Here is a 24,234-nt window from a genome sequence, read left to right on the forward strand (position 1 = left end):
ATCATAAGGGGGATATCAAATTTGTTATGAACAGATCGCTTTTGCAGCTGATCGTTACCATATCTGAAACCAAAAGCTTTACCACTGCCGGGGAGAAGCTTAATATGACACAGCCGGCCGTCAGCCGCGCGGTTACCTCTCTGGAAAAAGAACTTGGCGTCACACTGCTGATCCGGGATCGCCGCAGCGGGGTCATGCTCACCCCTGTAGGCGAACGTATTATCCGCATTTACCGTGAAATTTTGCAGGGGTATGACAAAGTAGACCAGGAAATTGCCCGGGAAAAAGGGCTTGAGACCGGCAGCGTACGAATCGGTGCCTTTCCGGTTGCGGCTTCTTACTTTATCCCAAAAATCATCAGCAGGATCAAAAAGCGGTATCCGAATCTGGAATTTTCGATTATGGAAGGCACGATAGCAGATATTCACTATCTGCTCGACAGACGTGAGATCGACGTCGGACTGGTCATCGCCCCTGAGCAATCGGACCAGCAGACGATCCCACTCTACCGCGAGGGTATTTTTGCCGTGATGAGGGAAGATCATCCGTTGTCCGCCAAAACGATCATCCACCCGGAAGATCTGCGGCAGGAGCCTATGATGATATGCAAAGCCGGATACGAGCCGCCGGTAATGGCCTGGTTTGAACGAGCAAATGAGATCCCCCGGATTGAATACGTTCTGTACAACTACAGGACAGCCCTGCAGATGGTGCTGGCAGGCGAGGGGCTGGCCGTCATGTCCGAACTGTCGCTGCTGGACCTCCCTCCGGGCCTGAAGGTCCGCCGCTTGTCTCCGGTGGCTTACCGGGATATTCATCTGGCTGCCGCTCCCAAGAACGAAAGATCCATTGCGGTGAGTCTGTTTATCGAAACCGCGCAAAACCTTTTTCCTTTCCAGACGGAACATGAACCGCTGATTCAGATTTGAACTGGCGTCTCTTCTATCCTTGAACGATCGAGTAGGAGGGGGTGACTAACCCCCGTCCTCTCACACCACCGTACATGCGGGTCCGCATACGGCGGTTCCAAAAGGTTAACAAAGCTCCAAATAACGAGAAAGCAAACTTTTCAGCCCTTTCGCTTCCCAGTAGGAAGTCGGAAGGGCGTTGTTTGTGTTTCGGGACATTTCCCATGCACCTCGTCTAGAGTTGCCCATCGCAAAGCAAGCCCACTCTGGAACGCCTAGATTTCGCAGTTCGCGGATTCGGGTTCCCACCCGTTTCCACTGTTTCCAGAGGCACATGCGTAATCTCCTGCGAATCCATTGGTCGAATCTTTCACAGTGGCTCTTCGCCGATGCGATTCGGAAATATCCAATCCAGCCGATGAGGTAGCGGTTTAATTGCATAATCCTGTTTTCCATGGACATCGACCGCGTTCGGCTCGTCAGCTCCCGTACCTTCTCCTTGAATCGCGAGATGGTTTGTGGGGCTAAACAAATTGTCGCTTTCTTGTCCCTCAGGAAACTAAAGCCGAGGAACTTTCGGTTCCACGGGCGGTCTACCGCACTTTTCTCTCGATTCACTTTCAGTTTCAGCTTTCCTTCTACAAAGCGTGTTACCGACTCCATGACGCGTTCGCCCGCACGTTTGCTGGCGACGAAGATGTTGCAGTCGTCCGCATAGCGGACAAATCGCAGTCCTCGTTCCATTAGCTCCTTGTCCAAGTCATCCAGCAATATGTTCGCTAAAAGCGGACTCAGGGGCCCACCCTGCGGCGTTCCTTCTCGGCTGCGCTCCAGCTTTCCATCTACCATCACTCCAGCGTTCAGGTAGGCACGGATCAGTGTCAGCACTCTTTTGTCCTCCACTTTCCGCGCCACTCTTGCCATCAGTATGTCGTGGTTTACCCGGTCAAAGAATTTCTCCAGATCGAGATCCACGACCCATCTCAGGCCGCTTTGGATATATCTTTGGGCTTGTTTCACGGCGTCGTGGGCACTCTTTCCCGGTCGAAAGCCATAGCTATACCACGAGAATTGCGTGTCAAAGATCGGGTTCATGACTTGTAAAAGGGCTTGCTGGAGAAAGCGGTCCATCACGGTCGGGATGCCTAACAGCCGTACATCGCCTCCGGGTTTGGGGATTTCCACCCGTTTGACTGGCGCAGGTCTGTAGGTACCTGCTAGAAGTTTAGCTTTCGCCGATTCCCAGTGTGTTTTCAAGTAAGCTTGTAGATTCGCTACCGTTACTTGGTCCACACCGGGCGCTCCTCCGTTCTCTACCACTCGTTTATAGGCGAGCCGAAGGTTATCTCCTTCGAGCATTCGCTCCAGCAAGTTGTTCTTTGCTTCGCGAGAGGAAGGGGCGACTTGTGCCGACAAAGAACTCGGCGCTCCGGCATACCCTGGCGGCTTCACCGCTTCTCTTTGCCGCAAGCTCTCTGGCGAGATATTCTGCTGTCGTTGCTCTTCGTACGAACGCATCGGTTTCCTCTCTCCTTTCGGTTCAGCCCTTCCGTAGGCTGTTGCAACAGCTTACGTACTATGGCCTCTGCTGACTCCTGCCGGTTCAGCGTAGCCTCTCGGCTACGGTTACAAGTTTTTTTTTTCTTGCCTATCCGGCAGGCCTCCCCAGATAAGAACGTCATCTTTCCGCCCGCAACCACTGGAGTCTACAGGATTAGCCCTTGGCGGCTTTGGATTTCGTTGTGTATGGGCAACTCATCCGACTGCTCCTGCCTCAAATCCAGTTCGTGTACCTTGGCTCGTGCTTTTGCCTCCGGCTTCCTTCAGATTCCACCTCACGATGGACACCCTTGCCCTTGGCTAATGGTAGGCGCTCGCCAGCCCCCATTCGGGACTTTCACCCTAAAGATGACGCCCATGCTGGGCGTACCACAACAAGAAGCCGCCCAACCAGGACGGCTTCTTTGTCTTAATTGAATTTTGTACCTCTGAAACTCAGGCCTGCTCCTGCCTTCCTTCTGCCCCAAACCCGCAGATTCACCAGCTGATAGACGATCCAAACCACAGACGTCACCAGCATCATATCGAAGCAGACGTTAAACATAAACTGATGTTTGGCCATATCCGCCTGCCCGTCGCCAAGAATCGGCACCAGGAAGCTGAACAAACCGACCAGGCCCACCAGCATCAGCAGCTCATTTCGGATCCGGCTGGCCGTATCGTAATAACGGAAATATTCGAACAAGGCCACCCCATAATAAAGCACATATACCACAAGGATAAACCATAAGGTATTCGGCAGGTGCTTGTGTTTGAATTCGCTCCAGGTGCTGTAAGTATAATCCAGCGCTCTGGGCGGTTTATTTTCACTTTTCAGGTAGTTCCCCAAATAATAGGGCCGAATGCTCATCCCATTCTCAGCTGCAAATTCCATTTTGCTGACAAAACGGGCAGGATGCTTCAGATAGAACAACAGCACATCCCCATGGGAAACCCGGCTGTAGAAATCCTCTTTCAGCGAAGGATCATCCTGCTTGATCGCCGTTCCCGCCTGAAAATAATTGGTTCCGGCCAGCACCTCAAGCCGCTCCGGCAGCCCGAGCTCCTTCAAATCGCCTTTCACATCCGGCGAACCGTTCAGCACGCCGAAGAAGACTGTCTGATACAGATTGATATGTTTAAGCTCCTTTGGCGCAGTCACGTAAAGCACAATCGAAATGACACACAGGGAAGCCGACAGCCATAAGGTCAGCCTGCGCCAGCTAAAATCGTCACGCAGCTTCATGAATCGGAGACCGATGAGCGCATATGCGATGCCGAGCGGCGCATTTTGCAGCTTGGAGGTCGTAAGCACAAATGCCGCGATGAAGAAAAGCCAAAGCAGCTTCTTCGATGGGCGCTTCTGCTGGGCAAGCCACAATCCCAGTCCAATCGAAAGCAGCATGGACACCAGCGATATAGGCTCCCCGAACAGGGTGTTGAAATAAGCGAGATATCCGATGTCGTAAAACACAATCAGAAGACCCAGCGCCAGAACCAGCCCGACCACGCTGGAGCCGGATTTGCCGCTGCGCACGATAATCCAGGTGGCCGCCAGCAGCAGCAGGCCGTAGAGCAGGCCCAGCACCCGGATATCAAAGGCGGCAGGATGAAAGACCACACCGATTAACCGGGCAGCGGCCACTATCAGCAGCTGGGAGGAAGGATAGAACCCCCGAAAAAAAGAATCATACGCAAAATACTGATGAGCAAAGCCGAAAAAGCGGTCTTCATAGCTCTCGGCCGCATCATAATAATTGAGCCCGATCGAGCTCATAATCCGCAGGAAATCTCCATTATCGGCCACACCTACAAAAGGTTTGCCAATCAGTATGTACAATAAAATGCAAAAGCCCGCCAAAACCGCAAAGGTTTCGGCGGAAAGCCATTTTCTCATAATAAACCGGATTCCTCTCTTTCCGTCACTCTGGCTTCGGGTTCGCCCGATCCCCTGCGATTATCGCGATTGTCCGCAGACAGGCTTATGCCGGCAGCCGAGTCTTTATCCGTAACTTGCCTTTTGTCCGTAAAAGTCAATTTCTTCTGGCCAAAGTAATTCATAAGGGTATACAGTCCGCTGCCAACCAGGGCAGCCACATTGTCTTTAAACCGGCTGCTGGCCTCCGGCAGAATCCAATCCAGCCCGATATCCACCGCTTGGCCGGCGAGCCAATAAGCTGCGAAGTAGCAAACCGCCGTAATCAGCATAAACTTCCAAACTGTGGACCCAACGCTGGCTTTGGATTTAAACGTGAAGCTTTTGTTCATAAAATAGCTGTTGACCGCTCCTACCGCGTTGCCGATAATCGTAGAGGCCCAATAATTCAGTTCAAACGCATTTAAACAGAGGAACGTCACCGTTAGCCCGATCACGGTGTTCACAACACCAACGATTATAAAACGGATCAATCCATTTTGAAACAGTTCTCCGAGCTTAGCGCTCATAGCGGACCACCTGGTCTGCAGCTGGATGGGAAGCGGACGACCCTGCCCCTGCACCTACCCCCAGAGCGTTTTGCGCTGGCAAATCACGTTCGATCAAATAAAGCGGGCGGCTTTTGACCTCTTTATAAATCTTGCCCACATATTCTCCGATCAGTCCCAGTGAAATAAGCACCATGCCGCCGATGAACCAGACGGACAGCATCAAGGAGGTCCAGCCGGACACCGTATTGCCCATCAGCTTGGAGACCAGCGAATAAATGCCCACAACCAGACTGATGCCAAAACAAAGAAAACCTGAACCCGTCACAAACCGGATCGGTTCAACGCTGAGCGAGGTAATGCCCTCAAGCGCAAAATTAATCATTTTCTTCAGCGGGTATTTCGATTCTCCCGCAAACCGCTCCAGCCGGTCATAATAGACCTCCGTTGATTTCAGACCGATCAGCGGCACCAGTCCGCGCAGGAACAGGTTCACCTCCCGGAATTTGGACAGATGCTCCAGCGCCGTATGGCTGAGCAGCCGATAATCGGCATGGTTATGGACAACCTTCAGGCCCATGCTCTTCATCAGCTTGTAGAAGCCGAGCGCCGAATTCCTTTTGAACCAGGTATCGGTATCCCGTTTGCGGCGGACGCCGTACACAATTTCATAACCTTCCCGGTATTTGAGTACAAAATCTCGGATCACTCTTACATCATCCTGCAGATCCGCATCAATGGAGATCGTGCAGTCACAGCGGTCTTTGGCCTGCATCAACCCGGCCAGCAGCGCATTCTGGTGCCCGACATTCGCAGCCAGCTTAAGTCCAGATACCCACGGATAACGGTCATGCAGCTGTTCAATCAGCTCCCAGGTCCGGTCTGCGCTTCCATCATTGACGAACAGCAGAAAGCTGTCCTGCGCAATCAATTCCTCCCGCATAAGCGAAGTCAAAATGTCGCTTAGCTGCCTGACCGTTTCTTCAATGACGGGCTCCTCGTTATAACAAGGCACTACAATACCCAATTTCGGTCTTAGCCGATTCATTCCATAACCACCTTATTTCCTCTCCTAATCCAATCTTGAGCTTTTATACACCCACGTTCAGCACAGTCTTGCAAATATGATTATTGTAACATTTTCACGGGGGGCGATAAAGCTTGGCCGAATGCCCCCCCTATGGAGCAGCCTTCAAAGCTTGGCCAATAAGGGGGAATGGCTCATAAAAAGGATACGTCACAAGGCTGAAAACTACCTTAAAATCGGCGAAAACGGCAAAAAACCGTGCAAAACGCACGGCCCTTTCCGTTGAATTTCATAAGACAGCTGCTGACAAGATCCGGTTACATCATCATAGAAGGAACCGCAGCTTGGTCGGCTTCCTTAGCGCGGAGCGCTTTGATTCCATAAAGGACGGCATTCACCACGATAGCTACCGCAGCAATAAGAGCCAGCCCCGCCAGGTACTGGGACGTATTCCCGCCCCCGAATAACACGTTGTAGTCCAAATGAACGCTGTAGAACATCGGCGAAACATAACTCAAGACTTTGAAAAAGTCCGGCATCATTTCCCGCGGGATCGTCGCACCGCAAGCGATGCTTTGTACCAATACCAGCGGCATATTGATCAGCATCCCCCCTTGCCCCGCCAGAATGCAGAACAGGCTGGTGAACTCAATGGCTGCGAACATTTCAAGCGAATGGATCATCCAGTTCTCAAAGAAAACGCCTGCACTGTATCCATGAATGGCATGATAAATCGAAACCCCAATCAGCGGAACTATTAAAGCAAGCAGCAAGTTTACGCCCTGCAGATGGAGGAAGGCTTTGCCGGCACCAAGCTTGCTTCTAAGCTGCTTAAGCGCCCCGATGCTCATCATCGAATAAATCATGGAGCCGACATATGAGGCCATCGACAAGAACATCGGAGCCATTTGATTATGCAGACCAGCGGGAACTGTATTTGTGGTTACAATGTTGGGCACCACCTTGTTCATGACACTGCCTACCGTCTGTTTTGCCTGCTCCTCCGGCATTTGGAACTTCTGCAGCAATTGTGCAAACCCCTGCGTTTGTGTTTGAGCGGTCAATTGATCCGAAATTTGATTGACGACGGCTTGCATACTGCTCGTAACCGTCTGGGCATTGGACTGGTTCATAAAGAAATCCAGCTTTGCTTGCTCTCCCTGTGCAGTCATATTAGCTGTAAAATCCTGCGGAATATGGATGATCAAATGGATGTCCCGATCATTTAATTCCTCTTTAGCTTTGTCTAACGACAGGCTGGTCACCAAATGAAACGGAAGATTCTCCTTCAGCTGAGCCACCAGCTGTTCGCCGGTTTGCGTATCTTCATTCACGATGGCTACCGTCAGCTGATCCATATTTTTGGGAACTGAGCTGTACCCCCACATAAAAATGCTCATCATGACGATTTGATAAAAAACCATCATAAAAATCCCGGAGATCACTCCTTTATGCTTCAAAAATGATTTCATGGTTTCTCTCCTCTATCTTAATTTAAATTTAAATTACTTTAATTAGAGTACACTGTTTAGAGTAATTATGTCAACAGAGGGTACAAAAAACCTCATCAGCAGGTCCTGATGAGGTTCGGATTATATTTGGAAGTTCGGCGCTCAGCTACATTTGTTTCACAATTTCCAGAAGGCGCTCAAAATATATTTTTTCATTCTCCAACCCGTTTTGCGAATAGTCGGCAAGTAATTGAAGCTCCGGTTTCTTCAGCATTTCGGGGAAGTTTTGTTTATTCCGTTCTATGAATTCAATTCGCTGGTCTATTTTCTGGCGGATATCTTCGATCAGCATAACCACTCGTTCCTTCTCCACTAATCTCAGATAAGGAATCGAGCTATATAAGGAGCTGACGCTTATATTTTTCTTGAAATTTTTGTAAATTTCATCCTTCAGTCCCTGCCGGCCTTTGTCGGTAATGGCATACATGGTTTTGTCGGGCCGGTTCTCCGAATGGACTACTTCTACTTCCTCGATATAACCTTTTTTTAATAATGACTCAAAGTTGTAATATAAAGTACCGTCGGAGATCGAAATAACGCTGTCCAGATCAAAACGTTGGATTTTCTTTTTGATTTCATAGGGATGACTCACTTCATCCCAAAGCATCCCCAAAATAGCGATTTGAATCGACATCTTCTTCCGCCTTTCTAAACAAACAAAATCCATTGCTGTCAAAGTAACAATAGTGAATCCCCTATTCTCTGTCAAGCTTTGACCTGCTGGGGGGAGTTCCGCTTTATCGTCTGTTCTGGACAAATCCAGCTTGCAAAAGGGACAATCCTGATCCTATACTGAACGTGCAGTTCACTATAAAACCTATCTATTAAGGAGGCATTCACATGGGAAATCAAGGAACAGCAGCAGCATCCGGTACATTCAAAATCGGCGGAGATCTGACGGTTAACCGTCTCGGTTATGGGGTTATGCAATTGACCGGACCTGGGGTCTGGGGAGACCCGGCGGATCCGGAGGAAGCGGTTCGCGTGCTGCAAAGAGCCGCAGAGCTAGACGTGACATTGATAGATACCGCCGATTCCTATGGGCCTTTTGTTGCGGATCATTTGATCAAGAAAGCTCTTTATCCTTATAAACAAGATCTGGTGATTGCCACCAAGGTCGGCTTCACCCGCAGCGGACCAGACGACTGGCGGCCTGTAGGACGTCCGGAATATCTTCGCCAGCAGGTAGAGCTCAACCTCCGCCATCTTGGCCTGGAACGGATTGATCTCCTCCAGCTCCACCGGATCGATCCTAAAGTTCCCCTGGAGGAACAAATCGGCGAATTGGCCCTGCTCCGGAAGGAAGGCAAAATCCGCCACATCGGATTGAGCGAAGTTACGGTGGACCAGCTGAAGGCGGCCAATGAAATTGCGCCGATCGTCTCTGTACAGAACCTGTACAATCTGGCTAAACGCGACGCCGAGCCTGTTCTCGAATATGCGGAAGCCAACAACATCGCTTTCATCCCCTGTTTTCCGCTCGCAACCGGAGCGCTGGCCAAAGCCGGCGGACCGCTTGATGAGCTGGCCGCCCGCCTGCAGGCCAAACCCTCGCAGCTGGCGCTGGCCTGGCTGCTCAAACGTTCGCCGGTAATGCTGCCGATTCCAGGCACTTCCAAGGTGGCTCACCTGGAGGAGAACATCGCCGCGGCAAGCATTCAGCTCAGCGAAGCTGATTATGAAGCTTTGTCCAAACTTGGACAATAAGCTGCTGAAGCAGCTGCTATATAAACAGGCACGGCGGAATTGATTCCGCCGTGCCTGTTTGATTTGTTCTCCGCTGCTGGTTCTGTAAGCTAACCAATCGAGGCCTTTCCCGCCAAGGCCGTCTGTACGTCAGTTTGTTTCATCCAATCCGCAATTATGGCGAAGTCCCCTGACAGAATACGGTCTTCGCCGACAAACGGAACCCGCATGCGGCATTCCTCGTACAGCCACCGGGTTCCCTTTCCCAGCTTCTGCGGCTCTCGGAAGTCGGCGGCCTGCGCACCGCACAACAGTTCGATCGCCAGAACGGAATAAGCGTTATTTACGATCTGCATCGCTTTGCGGGCCGCAATCGTGCCCATGCTGACATGGTCCTCCTGGTTGCCTGAAGATGGAATGGAGTCGACGCTGGCCGGATGAGACAAGGCTTTATTCTCCGAAACGACAGCCGCCGCCGCATATTGGGCAATCATATACCCGGACTGCAGGCCGCCGTTCAAGGTCAAGAAAGCCGGCAGCCCCTCGTTCAGATGCGGATTCACCAGCCGTTCGATACGGCGCTCCGAGATATTGGCCAGCTCGGAAGCGCAGATCGACAGGTGATCCATCGGCAGTGCAATCGGCTGACCGTGGAAATTCCCGCCGGAAATGACGCGGTCCTCCTCTACAAAGATCAGCGGATTATCCGTCGCCGAGTTGATTTCGATCTCCAGCTTTTCCTTAATGTAAGCCAGCCCATCGCGGCTGGCCCCATGCACCTGCGGGGCGCAGCGCAAGGAATATGCATCCTGCACGCGAAGCTCTCCCTGACCGGTCATATGCCCGCTGCCCGCCGTCAAGAGGCGGATATTCTCGGCAGACCGGCTTTGCCCCGGATGCGGCCGAATGCTGTGCGTCAGCGGATCAAACGCATCCCGCACCCCGAGCAGCGCTTCGGCCGTCAAAGCGGCCGTGCAGTCGGCCCAGCGCGCCAGGTTGATCGCATCGTAGCAGGCGAGTACGCCTACGGCGGTCATCGCCTGAGTGCCGTTGATCAGCGCCAGCCCTTCTTTGGCCTGCAGGGTCACCGGGAGCAGGCCGGCCCGCAGCAGCGCCGCGGCACCCGGCAGGCGTTCACCGCCGTAATAGGCCTCGCCTTCGCCAAGCAGCACCAGCGCCAGATGCGACAGCGGGGCCAAATCGCCGCTTGCGCCGAGCGAACCTTTTTCCGGAATCACCGGTGTGACTCCCTTGTTCAGCATCGCCACCATCAGCTCAATCACTTTCGGCCGGATACCCGACACGCCGATCAGCAGCGCATTGACGCGCAGCAGCATAATCGCTCTTGCCACTTCCACCGGGAACGGTTCTCCAATGCCGCAGGCATGGCTGCGGATCAAATTCAGCTGAAGCTGCTGCACATCGCCGCCTGAAATATAGGTATCGCTGAATTTGCCGAAGCCTGTTGTCAGGCCGTACACCACCTTCTGATCGTCAAGAAGCTGCTCGACATAATCGCGTGACCTCCGTACCCGGATCAAACTCTCCGGAGCGATCATGATCTTCTGCCCGAACCTGGCCACTTCCACAACCTTCTCAACCGTAAGGGAACAGCCGTTTACGACTGTCATTTTCTCCATCGTCTGATTCATGCTGTTCTTGTCTCCCCCTGTCCTTCTTCTTCAACTCCACAACAAAAAAGCCCATACCAAAAAGAGTCCGGTATCGGCTTTCTAAACCTTCTATTCGCTAAACGGCCGCTTCTGCTGCCTATAAGAAACTCGCTTGTCAGTGCTTTTTCGTTCTCTTCCTTATGCTATACCGGAAGACTACTCCAGGTGCACATCACAGGTTGAAACCATGAGGATCAGCGCTAAATATGATTAAATCCGAAACCAACGGCCTCGTGTTCAAACCCTTTCTTAGGCGCCCCAATCGTCCCGTAGATGCTGACCGCTATCCATTCGCCTTCATGTTTGACGGCGCCTTCCATCTTCCCGCGTACAATGGCAAAGGTCAAGCCCACCGTCCGCAAAATCTCGCCGAACTGCGTAACGCCGCGCCCCAGCGCCTGAATGGCTTCAATAATCGCATGATAAACAGCGTGAACCTCACGATAGGAACTGCTATCGATGATATGGTTGTTTTTGGCCGCTGTCTCCATGGCCGCCACAACCTTCGTAATATCCATGGCTCCGACACGTCCTATCGTATACTTATACCCCTGCTCGGTCAGCTGCTTCTCGATTTCCTCCCGCCATTCATGCTCCTGCAGAACAGCCAGCAAAAGAGATAACTTGCCGATTGGAAAAACGTTTGGTGAACCTGCCATTGTCTCCTTCTCCCCTATCTTTAAATAACCCCGCACAAAGAGGAGCCTGCTCAGAAGCTCACACAACTACTCTGCGGAACTCATGAAACCTCTGCTATAGAAACTAAAAAAATGCGCCCAAAAACAAGAACCGCAAGGTCCCTCTTTAAAGCCCATTCTTTAGACTAAATATCTATTTGGGTACTATAAGCTTTCTCAAATATAACGCGGCGCGAGGTTTAAAGTCAATTGAGGGGTCTTTGAAAGACGACAAAAGATTCAAGGCGCAAGGCTGAAAATAAATCCCTTGACTTTTCACCATGTCCACGCAGGCTCTTGACAGCCCTGTGCTATAGTGGAATTTAGAAAAAGGGGGATTCTCATGTTTCAGCACAGCTACCTGGAAGAAATCATCTCCAGCCACTGCAGGTTCGCAGAATGTGATTTCCGCGGAGCGGCGACCGGTCTTATACCAACCTTCGACTGGCCCGCCTAGCGAAGCAGAACTTACGCGGAATCAAGTTTCATGAAGCCGACTTGTCCGGGGCGGATTTGGACAAAGCCGATCTGCGGGATTGCGACTTAAGTATGGCTTTATTGGCAAAAGCCAACCTGTAGAGGACAGATTTAAGAGGCGCAGATCATGGAGGAGGTTGATTTCAAAACTTTGACGCTCGCCGGCACGAAAAGGGACCGGGAACAAGCGGGATTGTTTTCCCTAGCGTACGGAGCCAAAATCGGGTAAAAGATCATGATTAAAACCTAAAAGAAAGAGCCCGTACCGACAAGGCATGCAGGACATGGACCGTCCAGCTATTCTCTATGGCAATGGGCTCTTTTTTGTTATTGTATTCGTTATTGGTTTATTAATCGGCTAATCTGTTACGCAGCTCCAAACAGCTTCATAATACCGATGATCAAGCTGCCGACAATGCCGAAGTCGGAATCGCCGAAGGTTGTGCCGCCAAAGCCAAGGTCGCCCATGAAGACGAGCAGGATTGCCGGCAGGAAGCTGATGATCAGGCCGTTCGCGAAGGCGCCGAGCGCCGCCCCGCGGCGTCCGCCGGTAGCATTGCCGAACACGCCTGCCGCTGCGCCGGTGAAGAAGTGAGGCACCAGACCCGGCACGATAACGGCCAAACCGACGGCCGGCAGGATGAACATTGAGATCAGACCGGCCGCAAAGCTGGAGATAAAGCCGATAATGACTGCATTAGGCGCAAATGGGAACACCGTAGGGCAGTCGAGTGCCGGTTTGGCATTTGGCGCGATTTTCTCGGCTATCCCTTTGAAAGCAGGTACGATTTCCGCAATCAGCATCCGCACGCCCGCCAGGATAATGTACACGCCGGCAGCGAATGTAATCGCTTGCATCAACGAGAAGACAATAAAGTTGGATCCGCCGGACAGCTCGCCTTCAATATAGGTTGGGCCTGCAAACAACGCAACCACGATGAAAAAGATCGCCATCGTCAGCGATACCGCTACCGACGTGTCACGCAGGAAGCCAAGCGATTTCGGCACTTTAATCTGTTCGGTCGTCTGTTCCTTGTTGCCGAACTTGCGGCCGATCACCGCCGAGGTGAAGTAGCCGATTGAACCGAAATGGCCCACCGCAAAATCGTCGCTGCCCGTAATCTGCCGCACATAAGGCTGCAGCAGCGCCGGGAACAGCACCATACACAAGCCGAGAATGACAGCGCCGATCAGCACAAGCATTGCACCGGAAAGTCCGGCTACAGACAAGGTCACCGCGATCAGACAGGCCATAAACAGCGTATGGTGTCCGGTCAGGAAGATAAATTTGAAGCGGGTGAACCGCGCCAGCAAAATGTTGACGATCATCCCCAGCACCATAATCAAGGCGGTAGAAGTGCCGAATTTACCTTGAGCCGCCGCTACAATCGCTTCGTTATTCGGAATGACGCCGGACACGGAGAAGGCACGGTTGAACATTTGCCCGAAGATGTCCAGAGCCCCTGTCAGCACGGTTGCCCCGGCTCCCAGAATAACAAATCCCATGATCGTCTTCAGCGTGCCGGAGACAACGTTAGCCGCTGACTTTTTCTGCAGCAGTAGCCCTACCAGGGCAAATAAACCTACCAGAATGGACGGAGTGCCCAAAATATCTTTCATGATCAGGTCCAGCATAGCTGCCACCCTCTTTCTTCTTCATAGGATTTTTAGGACAGATGTGGTTCCAGCTTGGATTTAATCTCCGGAATGCTCATCATGTTCTCCAAAGTAACGATGGTCCGGCTGCCGTCGTCCAGCTGTTCCACAATATCGGCTGCACCGATGTAGATATCCGCTTTAACCGTTCTGGCCGAAGCCAAATCGGTATGATCCACTTCAGCTGTTTGTCCCAGCTCATCCAATGCTTTCTTGACGTTGATCTCCATGATGAAGCTGCTTCCAAGTCCGTTGCCGCATACCACCATAATGTTCTTCATTTCGATTCCTCCTTGGAATATTGATGAATGTAAGCTAAGAGCACCGATTTATCGGGACTCTGCAAAATATCTTCGATATGGGCCGGGTTGCCGAGCAGGGCCGTCAATTGAACCAGCGCCTTCAAATGCGAGGAGCGGTCTGCGGCGGCCAGCACGATGATCAGTCTGACCGGCTTGCCTGGCCCGAATTCGACCGGTTCATCCAGCCTGAGGAGGCTCATCGACAGGGAATTGACGCCCATGTCCGGCCGGGCATGGGGAATGGCTACTCCCGGTGTAATGACTACATAAGGTCCGTTATCTTCAACCGATTCAATCATGGCGTCCACATAACGTTCTTCAATGGTACCAAGCTCCACAAGCGGCTGTGCTGCCGCTCTGATGCCTTCGCGCCAATCCGCCACATGGGAACCAAACTGGATCGTCTGTTCCGTAATAAGCTGTTCCAGCACGGGTTTCTCAGCTCCTTCCAAAGCGTGTCTATTCATTTGCTGGGCTTGTGTATACAGATGGGACTGGAGTGCCTTCTCCAGCTGTTCAGGCTCATGAATCGTCGCGTGTCCGGCAATAATCTTCAGCAGCTCGCCTACGTCGAAGTTCGGAACGGCATAGCCGTACAGCTCCTGCATGACCTGCTGTCGCAGCTTCTGTTTGTCCGGCAGGTCCAGAATCGGCGGGATGACAAACAAAATGGCATCCGTGCGCAGAAAAACCGTTGAGAAAACCAAATCATAAGCCAGCGGATAATGAGCCGCCTCCCTGACCGACAAGGCGTCCAGGAACAAAATATCCGGGAACAGCTCGCGCAGCGTCAGAATCAGAATGCGGCTGATGCCGATGCCGCTCGGGCAGACGACAATCGCCCGTTTCCGGTCGTCCAGCACGGTCTGCTGTCTGCGCAGCCAGCCGCCGAAATGGATCGCGAAATAAGCCGCTTCGTTGTCCGGAACCGGATATCCGGTCACCCCTTCAACAGCCTGGAGGGATTTCTTCGTCAAATGAAACAGCTCCGGATACACTTTGCGAATCCGCTCGGTCATCACGTTGGCGACCTCAATCCTGTACAGCAGCCTGTAATAGGCAGGCCGGAAGTGCAGATACAGCTGCTCATAGAACAGTTCTTTATCCTGGAGCTGTACGCAGGCAAGCCGTTCGAACTCGGTCACGACCTCCCGCAGCAGCTCCTGAATGACCTCATCCCCCTGAAGCGGCGAGATGTCGTCACGCGTCCGGTTCATGCCCAGCACATGCAGGGCGGCATACAAACATTCCGTTTCGCTCCACTCGGCCGGGAAAGCCGTCCGGTCCTGCCGCGTCATCTGCCGCAGCAGCTTAAATTCCCGGGTCCGGGTCAGTGGCTGCCAGCTGCCCATCTCCGGCAGCTCGTCGCCTTTGGCGATCAGCCTGTCGGTACAGAGCAGCAGATATGCCAGCTCCTGATAACGATCGTCGGCAAACACGGTGCCAAGCTCCCGTTCCAGCACTTCAAGCTGCTGCCGTATCCTTGCGAGCTGCGTATTTCCCTTGGGGCCGCTCCAAAGCACTGCCGTAACCGGCTCCCGGCTTGTTCCATGGAGCAGGCTAAAGAGCAGGCGCTCCATGAAATAACGTTTGGGCCGGGCATCCCCGGCTATCTGATAACCACGCTGCTTCGAATAACGGATTTGCAGATCATGCTGCTGCAGCTCCGGTTTGAATCGTTGAAAGTCCTTTAATACCGTATTTCTCGAAACGCCCGCCGCGGATTGGAAATGATAAACGGACAACGGTTCATCGGCCAGGAACAGCATCAAATAAAACAGCTGCTGCCGATCGCGTTCCGAAAACACATAGGTCCGTTTGGACAGCTTTTCCGGAAAAGCCTCCTCACGAATCTGGTCAGCCAGGTAATATCCCAGCTTCCGGTCGTACTCGGCGGGACGGTACCCCTGCTCCCTCAGCCAGTCATTCACTTTGGCCATGCCATACTGGATCTGCCTTCGGGTGAGTCCCGTCTTCGCTTCAAGCTCAGACCTTTGAAGAGAGGACGACTGCTGTAGAAGCTTCAGCAGCATGGCGCTGCGTTCGTCCAAGATCATCCTTTAGCCCCCCTCTGCCCTTAGAATACATGACAATTCTTCGAAACGGTATTGTTTATAGGTCCTTTTCTTGTCAGATAAACTGCACAACAATGGACTCTGCGAACCCTCTTGCTCCATTTCAATTTTCCTGCCGTATCGCCCTTCCCCTCTTCCTCGCCTTCACATATTCTATCTTGTAACCTGATATATATCTTATTTGATAGGAGGGACTCCACAATGAGTGAAGGAGCAATCGGTTGGGGAACTTCGACTGCAGCTATTCTTGTCCTGTTTATCCTGCTCGTTATTATTTCGAGAGCTTTCTGGGTTTAAGAACAGGTAACGGGCAACCTAACAGCTGCTGTCTTCAGCAGCATGCACAGCAAAGAAGGCTGCCGGAGAGGCAGCCTTCTTTGCTTGTAGTCCTCTAAGGTTCAAAACCCTTCTGGCTGACAAACACCCGTTCTGCGCCAAAAACCTGCTCCATCCGGTGGAGGACCTCCAAATAAGCGGAAGGGTGATACCAATCCTGTCTGCCGATTTGCTCATACAGCTCAGAGAGCCCCAGCCGGCCGGTCCGTTTGCCGCCGCTGCCGTCGCCCATAAAATAGTCGTCCACGCATACCCGGTCCGTTACGCCGGCAAGCAGGCCGGCAAATGCCGGACTGCTCGGCAGCACCGGAGCAACGGTCGCCTGGGTGGCGATCCCCGCTTCCTTGAGCTTACGAAGCGCTTTAAGACGTGCTGCGACCGGCGGCGCAGAAGGCGTAAAAAGGCGCCGTACCTGCTCCAGATCCGTTTCGACCGTCAGACTGACCCTGACCCGGCTTCCGAGCCGCAGCAGCAGATCGGTGTCCCGGGTCACCAGCGGACTCCGGGTTTGGACAAGCAGAAAATCCGGCGGCTCGGCGGCCATGACCTCCAGCAGCGCCCGCGTAACCCGCTCCTTGTATTCGGCGGGCTGGTAGGGATCGGTGCTGGAGGACATAAAAATCGTCACTTTGCCTTTCTTTTTGGCTCTGGCCAGCTCTTTCTCCAGCAGCTCGGCGGCTCCCTGCTTGACATCCACCCAGCTTCCCCATTCCAGAGGCCGGAACAGGGAAACCGGCATCTGCCTTACATAACAATAAGAGCAGGCGAACGAGCAGCCGGTATACGGGTTGAGCGAATGGGTGTAACCGGCCAGAAATCCCGTCCCTTTATTTAACAGGCTCTTCGGCTGTTTATATTGCAGTTCTGTTCCCATTGTGATCCCCCTTTTCACGGCTCCCGTTTGATATTCGGATTATAATCGTCTACGACCAAAATGTCCAAATGTCTGGCAATCCTGAGCAGCTTTCGGGTAGTGATCCCTTCCCGGATCCGGCTCCGCCAATTCCGTCCGTTTGGGCCGATGATCAGCTGCGTCGCCCGGCATTCGTCCGCTTTAGCGAGTAAAACCTCGGCTTCCTGAAAGGGAGAGCCGGAGGTCGCGATTTCGAAAGTTCCGCCCAGACGTTCGGTCAGGCTTTGCAGCGATTCGATTTTTTTCCGCTCCTCTTCCCCGATGCTCCTGCCGGACTGGAGATAAGCGACCTTCCAGCCCGCCTTCAGCCGGTAGGCAATCCGGAATCCTCTGCGGATGAGCTTCTCGGCGCTTGGAGTCAGCTTTACGCAGACAAAAATGAATTCCCTTTTGTTCCACGGGCCGCGAAGCGAGCTTTTTCGTTCCCAGGCCTCCAGCCGTTCGTCCACATCATCCGCGATTTCGCGAAGGGCCAGCTCTCTCAGCGCGATCAGGTTCCCGATCTTGAAGAAATGCTCCAAAGCCTGCTGAATTTTCTCGGAGGCGTAAATTTTCCCGGCTTTCATGCGGGTTTGCAGCGCCTGGGGAGCCACATCGATCAACTCCACCTCGTCGGCCATGCGTAAAATCGAATCCGGCACGGTTTCCCGCACCCGGACGCCTGTAATTTGCTCGACCGAATCGTTAAGGCTTTCCAGATGCTGAACGTTAACCGTGGATATGACGGATATGCCTGCGTTCAAAATGTCCAGAATATCTTCGTAACGCTTGTTATGCTTGCTGCCCGGGACGTTGGTGTGAGCCAGCTCATCGACCAGCACCAGCTCCGGATTCCGCTTGAGGATCGCCGCCGTATCCATCTCGGTGAGATTAGCGCCTCCATAAGAAAGAATCATCCGTTCAATCGTGGGCAGGTCCGAAACCTGCCCGGCGGTTTCCGCCCGGCCATGGGTTTCCAGGTATCCGATGACGACGTCGTTTCCCTTCTTCAGCAGGTGGTTTCCTTCACGCAGCATCGTGTACGTTTTGCCCACCCCCGGCGCAGCGCCGATATAAACCTTAAACCTGCCTCGGGTCATCCGGCCGATCCGTTCATCGACCTCCCGGCTGCTTAGCCGGTGGTACAAGGAGCCTTGCCGGGAAGCGGCCATTTTGGCCGGCATGATCCGCTCCCCTTGATGCGCGGCCCGGTCGGCCACAATAAAAATGTCCATATTCCGCGATTTTCTAAGAATCTGATAGACGACGGAACCCTGCAGCAGCTCCTGCCAAAACGTTTGTTTCGAATGGCCGATGAGAATGCGGGTCACACTGTGATCGAGGGCATACCGGATGAGCTGATCCGGCAGCCTCCGTCTGGAAAGCAGCGTCAGCTCCGCAAATTGGGCGCCCACCTTGTCGATCAGCTTGGTCATCGACTGTTTAAAGGCCAGCTGCTCCTTGCTCGGCCGCAGGTCCTTACGGACAAAAGTGACTACATGAAGGTCCCCATTTAACCGTTTGGCCACCTGCTGCCCGCGCCGGATATAAATGGACCCGTTCCAATGGTATTGGGTCGAAACCAAAATGCGCTCGGCGGCTCCGGAAGGCCCCAGCATCCCCATTTCCTCCCGATGTTTCTCCAGGGAATCGTTGACGCCTTCGGCCACGAGCCGCAGGGCAAGCTCACGCAGCACGCCCAGGTTGCCCCGCTCAAACCAGGGAGCAGCCGAGCTGTTCTTCAGGTTGCCTTCCGAAAATCGCTGAAGCAGCGTCTCCGGGGTGACATCGATCAGGCGGACTTCGTCCGCCAGCTCCAGCAGATTGGCCGGGATAGTTTCCTCTACCTTGATATTCACATATTTTTGGGCAAGCTCCCGGACGCCTTCAAGTTCGTAGACGTTGACGGTAGTCATGACGCTGATGCCGCGGGCAAGCAGCTCCTGGATATCGTCCCATCGGGTCGGACGCTCCGCTCCCGGCCGGTTGCGGTGGGCAAGTCCATCCACCAGTACCACTTCCGGATTGCGCTCCAGCAGCGCCTCCATGTTCAGGTCCTTTTTCTTGATCCCATCCGATATCCACGGAATGCTGGGCACCCGCTCCAGCCCCCGCAGCTGCTCCATCGTTTCCGGACGCTGCTGGGTGGATACCGCGCAGATGACCACGTCGATTCCCTGATCCTTTAAGGCAGCGCCCTCCCGGAGCATATGATAAGTTTTTCCGGTGCCGCTCACGGCCCCGATAAAAATTTTCAGCCGGCCGCGATGCAGCTTGGAGATTGACAGCAAAATTTCCTCAGGGCTTTTCCTCCGGTAATTGTCCAAGCGACCATTTCCCCTTTGATCCGCAGCTTGTTCATGATCTGAACTCATTTTGAATGCCGGGCATGGAAGGCCCTTATTTCCCCGCTGCCGCTTGCTGCACATCAAGGTTCAGAAGCAGCACGTTAACGACGGGTTCGCTAAACAGTCCCAGTTCTCTGCCTTTTGTATGCTGGTCGACCAGCTCCTGCAGCTGATCCGCCGGTATGCCCGTGTTGGCGCTGACGCGCGGTATCTGAACTTCGGCTGCGGCTACGCTGATGTCCGGGTCCAGCCCCGAACCGGAGTTCGTGACCAGGTCGATCGGCAGCTTGGAGACGGGAACCTGCGGATTTTCCTTCTCCCAAGCCCGCACAGCTTCCTCGGTACGTTGGATCATCTCCAGATTGGACGGCGCGTAATTGGGCGTACCGGAAGAAGCCGCATTGTAATCAATGCTGGAGATTCTTCCATGGAACAAGGCAGGCGAAGTAAACGATTGCCCGATCAGCTCGGAGCCGATCAATTGATGATTCGCATCATATACCAGACTGCCGTCTGCTTTACCAGGCATAAAAGCCTGGGCAATTCCCGTTACGACAAGCTGGTAAACCACCACAAGGAGGATCAGGGCCAAACTTGTTCTTAAGGTTAGCGTTAGGGTCTTCATCATTTTTAGCTCCTCCTTCCCTAAACCATGAATTGAACTAGCAGATCAATCAATTTGATGCCGATAAACGGCACGATGACGCCGCCCAGCCCGTAAACCAGCAGATTGCGGCCCAGAAGCCGGGAAGAGCTCATCGGTTTATAAGCGACTCCTCTCATAGCCAGCGGAATCAGCAGCGGAATAATGACCGCGTTAAAAATCAAAGCGGACAAGATCGCCGACAGCGGCGAATGGAGCCGCATAATATTCAGGGATTCCATCTCCGGAATCGCCATCATAAACATAGCCGGAATAATAGCAAAATATTTGGCAATGTCATTAGCGATGCTGAAGGTCGTCAAGGCCCCGCGCGTCATCAGCAGCTGCTTGCCGATGGAGACCACTTCGATGATCTTGGAAGGATCGGAATCCAGATCGACCATGTTGGCCGCTTCCTTCGCAGCGACGGTGCCGCTGTTCATCGCAATCCCGACGTCCGCCTGAGCCAGCGCCGGCGCATCGTTGGTTCCGTCGCCGGTCATGGCAACCAGCTTCCCTTCCGCCTGCTCTTTGCGGATCACGGCGATTTTGTCCTCCGGTTTGCTTTCGGCGATAAAGGCGTCGACTCCGGCTTCCGCCGCAATCGTCGCCGCCGTCAGCGGGTTATCGCCCGTACACATGATCGTTTTGATGCCCATTTTTCTCATCTGGTCAAAACGTTCGCGCATTCCCGGTTTGACCGTATCTTTCAGATAAATGAGGCCCAATATATGTTGATCGACGGCAACGGCTAACGGCGTGCCGCCTGCCGAAGCGATCGCATCGGATTTCTCCTGCAAATCGCGCGGAATCTGTCCCCCCTGCTCGGCAGCCCACTTTTTGACGGCATCCACGGCGCCTTTGCGGACCTTGCGTCCATCCGTCAAATCCACGCCGCTCATGCGGGTTTCCGCTTTAAATTCTATAAAAGCCGCCCCATCGGCCAATTGCGGCTGATAAGAGAGGTTCAGCTTGTTCAGCAGTTCCAAGACGGATCGTCCTTCCGGGGTTTCGTCTTTCACGGAGCTGAGCGCCGCTATTTCCGCAACCTCGGCCACGCTGCGCTGCCCTGCCGGGACAAACTCGCTGGCCATCCGGTTCCCGTAGGTGATCGTCCCTGTTTTATCCAAAATAATCGTGTTAATATCCCCCGAGGCTTCTACGGCTTTACCGGACATCGCCAGCACATTAAACTGGGTGACCCGGTCCATGCCGGCAATGCCGATAGCGGACAGCAGCCCGCCGATGGTGGTCGGAATCAGGCAGACCAGCAAAGCGATCAGCACCGGAATTTCCAGCTGAATGCCCAGATAATTGGACATAAACGGCAGGGTGGCTACAACGATCAGAAAAATCAGCGTCATGCTGACCAGCACGGTATTCAGCGCAATTTCATTCGGCGTTTTTTGCCGTTTCGCCCCTTCGACCAGGGAGATCATCCGGTCCAGGAAGGATTCGCCAGGGTCGCTGGAGATGCGGACTTTGATTCTGTCGCTGATCACCTTCGTGCCGCCGGTTACGGAGCTGAAGTCGCCGCCCGCTTCTTTAATGACCGGCGCCGATTCCCCGGTGATGGCCGATTCGTCAACCGAAGCCAATCCCTCGATCACCTCGCCGTCTCCCGGAATCATTTCCCCTTGGGAAACAACAACGACGTCCCCCTTGCGCAGCTCCGTGGAGGGTACCAGCTTGATGCCGCTGCCGTTCACTTTGTTCGCCATAATTTCTTTTTTGGTTTTCTTCAATGAATCGGCCTGCGCTTTCCCCCGGCCTTCGGCCAAAGCTTCCGCAAAGTTGGCGAACAGCACCGTAAACAGCAGGATCAAAGCTACGGCCAGATTAAATCCGGATGAAACCGATCCGTAAAAAGCATCCGGCACAAAAACCAGAAACAATGTGATCATAAACCCGATTTCAACCACAAACATGACGGGATTCCGGACCATGATCCGGGGATCCAGCTTGATGACGGATTGTTTTACTGCCTGCCGGACGATTTCGCCGGACAATGCCTTTTTTGTTGTACTCATTTCTCGACTCCTCCAATATGCGCTAAGGTTTCAAGGTCAAAAATTCAGCAATCGGTCCAAGCGCAAGCGCCGGGAAAAAGGTCAATGCGCCAACAATAACAGCAGCGCCGACAAAGACGGTTCCAAACAGCGCGTTATCGGTGCGGAAGGTTCCCGAAGATTCAGGCACGGTTTTCTTGACGGCCAGCGATCCGGCGACGGCCAGCATGGCGATGATGGAAAAATACCGTCCGAAGAAAATCACCAGTCCGGTTGATAGGTTCCAATACGGCGTTGCGTCTCCCAGGCCTTCGAACCCGGAACCGTTGTTGGCGGCCGAAGAGGTGTACTCATACAAAGCTTGGCTGAGTCCATGGAAACCCGGGTTGGACAGCGTATCGGCATGCGCAAACAAAGCGATCGCGGTCGGCACCAGAACCAGCAGCGGGCTTATGATCAAGTTGACGGCGATGAGCTTCATCTCTTTGCCTTCGATTTTTCTGCCCAGGAATTCCGGTGTTCGTCCGACCATCAGCCCGGACAGGAAAACCGCAATCATCGCGTACATCAAAACGTTTATAAATCCGGCTCCGACGCCTCCGAACACAGTGTTCAGCATCATATTCGCAAAAGCAACCAATCCGCCTATAGGCGTCAAAGAGTCGTGCATCGTATTTACGGCGCCTGTCTCTGATGCGGTCGTCACGACAGCGTAAAGCGTCGATTGCGCCATACCGAAGCGGGCTTCCTTCCCTTCCATGGAACCCTGGTCATGCTGAATGCCCGACGCATTCAGGACCGGGTTGCCAGCGCTTTCGCTGGCCAGGGCTACGCCGAGCAGCACGATAAACATCATCGCCATGGAGACAAACAACACGCGCCCTTGTTTGGCATTGCCCACCATCTTTCCATACGTAAACGGAAGCGCCGTACCCGGCAGCAGCATAAGCAAAATTTGCAGCAAATTGCTGATGCCGTTCGGGTTCTCAAACGGATGTGCGGAGTTGACTCCAAAGAATCCCCCGCCATTGTTCCCGAACTCCTTTATCGACAGGAAGGAAGCGACAGGCCCGCGGGCAATTTCCTGTTTGGCCCCTTCCAGTGTTGTAGCTACCGCGGCCGGATCCAGCGTTTGCGGAACGCCCAGCGCTACGAACACAACAGCCGCCACCAGGGCTACCGGCAAAAAGATGCGGGTAATGCCCCGGATAAAGTCCACAAAAAAGTTGCCCAGCGGCTTGCCGGAAATGCCCCGGATAAACGCAATCGCCGCCGCCAATGCGGACGCCGGAGCGGCAAACATCATGAAGACGATGGCCACCATTTGCGACAGATAGGAAAGTCCCGTCTCCCCGCTGTAATGCTGAAGGTTGGTATTCGTCATAAAGCTGATCGCCGTATTAAAAGCCAGCGTAGGCTCCATGGAGGCCGCATGGCTCGGATTCAGCGGCAGGCTGCCCTGAAACCGGAAGATCAAGTAAACGATCAGGATCATCACGCAGTTGCTGAGCAGTAAGGACAGCGCGTATGGCTTCCAGCTCTGATTGTCCTTGCGTATGCCGCTGATACCATAAATAGGTTTCTCCAGCCAGCCAAAACCGCGGTCCAGACCGGTTGGTTCATATTGAAAAGCTTTCGCTATATACAAACCCGCCGGACGGGCGAGCAAAAGCGATATTAGTAATGTGATTGCAATGGCAATCCCGTTTTGGGCAGTCACAGTGAACCCCTCCTGAAATCATGGCTAAAATTTTTCCGGATGAATAAGCGCATAAGTTAAATAAAGAAACAGCGTGGCTGTCAAAGCCAGCAGTACCCAGATCATCGTGGTTCACTTCCTTCATCGACCACGGCCGAAGCCCAGGCCGTGAAGCCGATTAGCGAGAGAGCAATCAACAGCAGGAGCACGATCATATACAGGTCCATCATGGGTTTGGTCCTCCTTTTGAATTTTTAAAAAATGGGCCTTCCGCAAGGGTTTCCTCACTGGCTTAAGGGTATCATCTCCGCCATTAGCATAGGATTAGGACTCCGTCCAAGCGATAAAGATC

The 24,234-nt window shown here is 53.3% G+C and carries 21 protein-coding genes; 4 read left to right on the forward strand and 17 right to left on the reverse strand.

What is annotated here, in order from left to right:
* Window positions 1-26 precede the first annotated feature (26 nt).
* Window positions 27-929 carry a LysR family transcriptional regulator gene (locus AWM70_RS11925; RefSeq protein ID WP_151208744.1) on the forward strand — a complete coding sequence of 301 codons (903 nt, stop codon included), beginning with the start codon at window positions 27-29 and terminating at the stop codon, window positions 927-929.
* Window positions 930-1,034: 105 nt separating this feature from the next.
* On the opposite strand, the gene ltrA is transcribed toward AWM70_RS11925, so the two are convergent.
* The 6 genes from ltrA to AWM70_RS11955 all read right to left on the reverse strand — a co-directional run bounded on the left by ltrA (window position 1,035) and on the right by AWM70_RS11955 (window position 8,043).
* Window positions 1,035-2,426: a group II intron reverse transcriptase/maturase gene (ltrA, locus tag AWM70_RS11930; RefSeq protein WP_068693337.1), complete on the reverse strand. Its 1,392-nt coding sequence runs from the start codon at window positions 2,424-2,426 to the stop codon at window positions 1,035-1,037.
* A 451-nt stretch (window positions 2,427-2,877) separates the two neighbouring features.
* A complete protein-coding gene (gene wsfD, locus AWM70_RS11935; protein ID WP_068696653.1) occupies window positions 2,878-4,344 on the reverse strand; it encodes a glycan biosynthesis hexose transferase WsfD in 1,467 nt (488 codons plus the stop codon).
* Window positions 4,341-4,892 carry a GtrA family protein gene (locus AWM70_RS11940; protein WP_068696655.1) on the reverse strand — a complete coding sequence of 184 codons (552 nt, stop codon included), beginning with the start codon at window positions 4,890-4,892 and terminating at the stop codon, window positions 4,341-4,343. Before AWM70_RS11940 ends, wsfD begins: the two co-directional genes overlap by 4 nt.
* Window positions 4,882-5,919, reverse strand: a complete 1,038-nt coding sequence (locus AWM70_RS11945; protein WP_068696657.1) for a glycosyltransferase family 2 protein — start codon at window positions 5,917-5,919, stop codon at window positions 4,882-4,884. The genes AWM70_RS11940 and AWM70_RS11945 overlap by 11 nt, the downstream gene beginning before the upstream one ends.
* A gap of 296 nt (window positions 5,920-6,215) precedes the next feature.
* Window positions 6,216-7,370, reverse strand: a complete 1,155-nt coding sequence (locus tag AWM70_RS11950; RefSeq protein WP_068696659.1) for a YhgE/Pip domain-containing protein — start codon at window positions 7,368-7,370, stop codon at window positions 6,216-6,218.
* A 145-nt stretch (window positions 7,371-7,515) separates the two neighbouring features.
* Entirely contained in the window at window positions 7,516-8,043 is a 528-nt protein-coding gene (locus tag AWM70_RS11955; RefSeq protein ID WP_169823432.1) for a PadR family transcriptional regulator, read from the reverse strand.
* A 206-nt stretch (window positions 8,044-8,249) separates the two neighbouring features.
* Between AWM70_RS11955 and AWM70_RS11960 the strand changes: the two genes are divergently transcribed.
* Window positions 8,250-9,116: an aldo/keto reductase gene (locus AWM70_RS11960; protein WP_068696663.1), complete on the forward strand. Its 867-nt coding sequence runs from the start codon at window positions 8,250-8,252 to the stop codon at window positions 9,114-9,116.
* Between the two features lie 89 nt (window positions 9,117-9,205).
* On the opposite strand, the gene hutH is transcribed toward AWM70_RS11960, so the two are convergent.
* Window positions 9,206-10,747: a histidine ammonia-lyase gene (gene hutH, locus AWM70_RS11965; protein ID WP_068696666.1), complete on the reverse strand. Its 1,542-nt coding sequence runs from the start codon at window positions 10,745-10,747 to the stop codon at window positions 9,206-9,208.
* A 221-nt stretch (window positions 10,748-10,968) separates the two neighbouring features.
* Entirely contained in the window at window positions 10,969-11,427 is a 459-nt protein-coding gene (gene hutP / locus AWM70_RS11970) for a histidine utilization transcription antiterminator HutP (protein ID WP_068696668.1), read from the reverse strand.
* 495 nt (window positions 11,428-11,922) lie between these two features.
* On the opposite strand from hutP, the gene AWM70_RS23855 reads away from it, so the two are divergent.
* On the forward strand, window positions 11,923-12,024 hold the full coding sequence (locus AWM70_RS23855) for a pentapeptide repeat-containing protein (RefSeq protein ID WP_237167915.1): 102 nt from the start codon (window positions 11,923-11,925) through the stop codon (window positions 12,022-12,024).
* 264 nt (window positions 12,025-12,288) lie between these two features.
* On the opposite strand, the gene AWM70_RS11975 is transcribed toward AWM70_RS23855, so the two are convergent.
* The 3 genes from AWM70_RS11975 to AWM70_RS11985 are packed head-to-tail and all read right to left on the reverse strand — an operon-like array spanning window position 12,289 to window position 15,937.
* On the reverse strand, window positions 12,289-13,557 hold the full coding sequence (locus AWM70_RS11975) for a PTS ascorbate transporter subunit IIC (RefSeq protein WP_068696669.1): 1,269 nt from the start codon (window positions 13,555-13,557) through the stop codon (window positions 12,289-12,291).
* A 32-nt stretch (window positions 13,558-13,589) separates the two neighbouring features.
* Complete coding sequence (locus tag AWM70_RS11980) at window positions 13,590-13,859, reverse strand: PTS sugar transporter subunit IIB (RefSeq protein ID WP_068696671.1); 270 nt, start codon at window positions 13,857-13,859, stop codon at window positions 13,590-13,592.
* Entirely contained in the window at window positions 13,856-15,937 is a 2,082-nt protein-coding gene (locus AWM70_RS11985; protein ID WP_068696673.1) for a BglG family transcription antiterminator, read from the reverse strand. The genes AWM70_RS11980 and AWM70_RS11985 overlap by 4 nt, the downstream gene beginning before the upstream one ends.
* Before the next feature lie 219 nt (window positions 15,938-16,156).
* Between AWM70_RS11985 and AWM70_RS22765 the strand changes: the two genes are divergently transcribed.
* Window positions 16,157-16,252: a YjcZ family sporulation protein gene (locus AWM70_RS22765; protein ID WP_083180260.1), complete on the forward strand. Its 96-nt coding sequence runs from the start codon at window positions 16,157-16,159 to the stop codon at window positions 16,250-16,252.
* A 94-nt stretch (window positions 16,253-16,346) separates the two neighbouring features.
* Here the strand turns inward: AWM70_RS22765 and AWM70_RS11990 are convergent, their stop codons facing one another.
* From AWM70_RS11990 to kdpF, 6 genes are read right to left on the reverse strand one after another with little or no spacing between them, the layout of a single operon-like run.
* Entirely contained in the window at window positions 16,347-17,165 is an 819-nt protein-coding gene (locus tag AWM70_RS11990) for an SPL family radical SAM protein (protein WP_068696675.1), read from the reverse strand.
* 14 nt (window positions 17,166-17,179) lie between these two features.
* On the reverse strand, window positions 17,180-19,558 hold the full coding sequence (locus tag AWM70_RS11995; RefSeq protein WP_237167699.1) for a histidine kinase: 2,379 nt from the start codon (window positions 19,556-19,558) through the stop codon (window positions 17,180-17,182).
* A gap of 25 nt (window positions 19,559-19,583) precedes the next feature.
* Window positions 19,584-20,159 (reverse strand): potassium-transporting ATPase subunit KdpC, encoded by a 576-nt coding sequence (gene kdpC / locus AWM70_RS12000; RefSeq protein ID WP_237167700.1) that lies wholly within the window; start codon window positions 20,157-20,159, stop codon window positions 19,584-19,586.
* A 17-nt stretch (window positions 20,160-20,176) separates the two neighbouring features.
* A complete protein-coding gene (gene kdpB / locus AWM70_RS12005) occupies window positions 20,177-22,204 on the reverse strand; it encodes a potassium-transporting ATPase subunit KdpB (RefSeq protein ID WP_068696679.1) in 2,028 nt (675 codons plus the stop codon).
* Window positions 22,205-22,226: 22 nt separating this feature from the next.
* Window positions 22,227-23,903, reverse strand: coding sequence for a potassium-transporting ATPase subunit KdpA (gene kdpA, locus AWM70_RS12010; protein WP_068696681.1), 1,677 nt, complete (start codon window positions 23,901-23,903; stop codon window positions 22,227-22,229).
* Window positions 23,904-23,927: 24 nt separating this feature from the next.
* On the reverse strand, window positions 23,928-24,008 hold the full coding sequence (gene kdpF / locus AWM70_RS24300) for a K(+)-transporting ATPase subunit F (protein WP_068696683.1): 81 nt from the start codon (window positions 24,006-24,008) through the stop codon (window positions 23,928-23,930).
* Window positions 24,009-24,234 lie beyond the last annotated feature (226 nt).

Origin of the sequence: Paenibacillus yonginensis (assembly GCF_001685395.1) — a bacterium.
GTDB lineage: Bacteria > Bacillota > Bacilli > Paenibacillales > Paenibacillaceae > Fontibacillus > Fontibacillus yonginensis.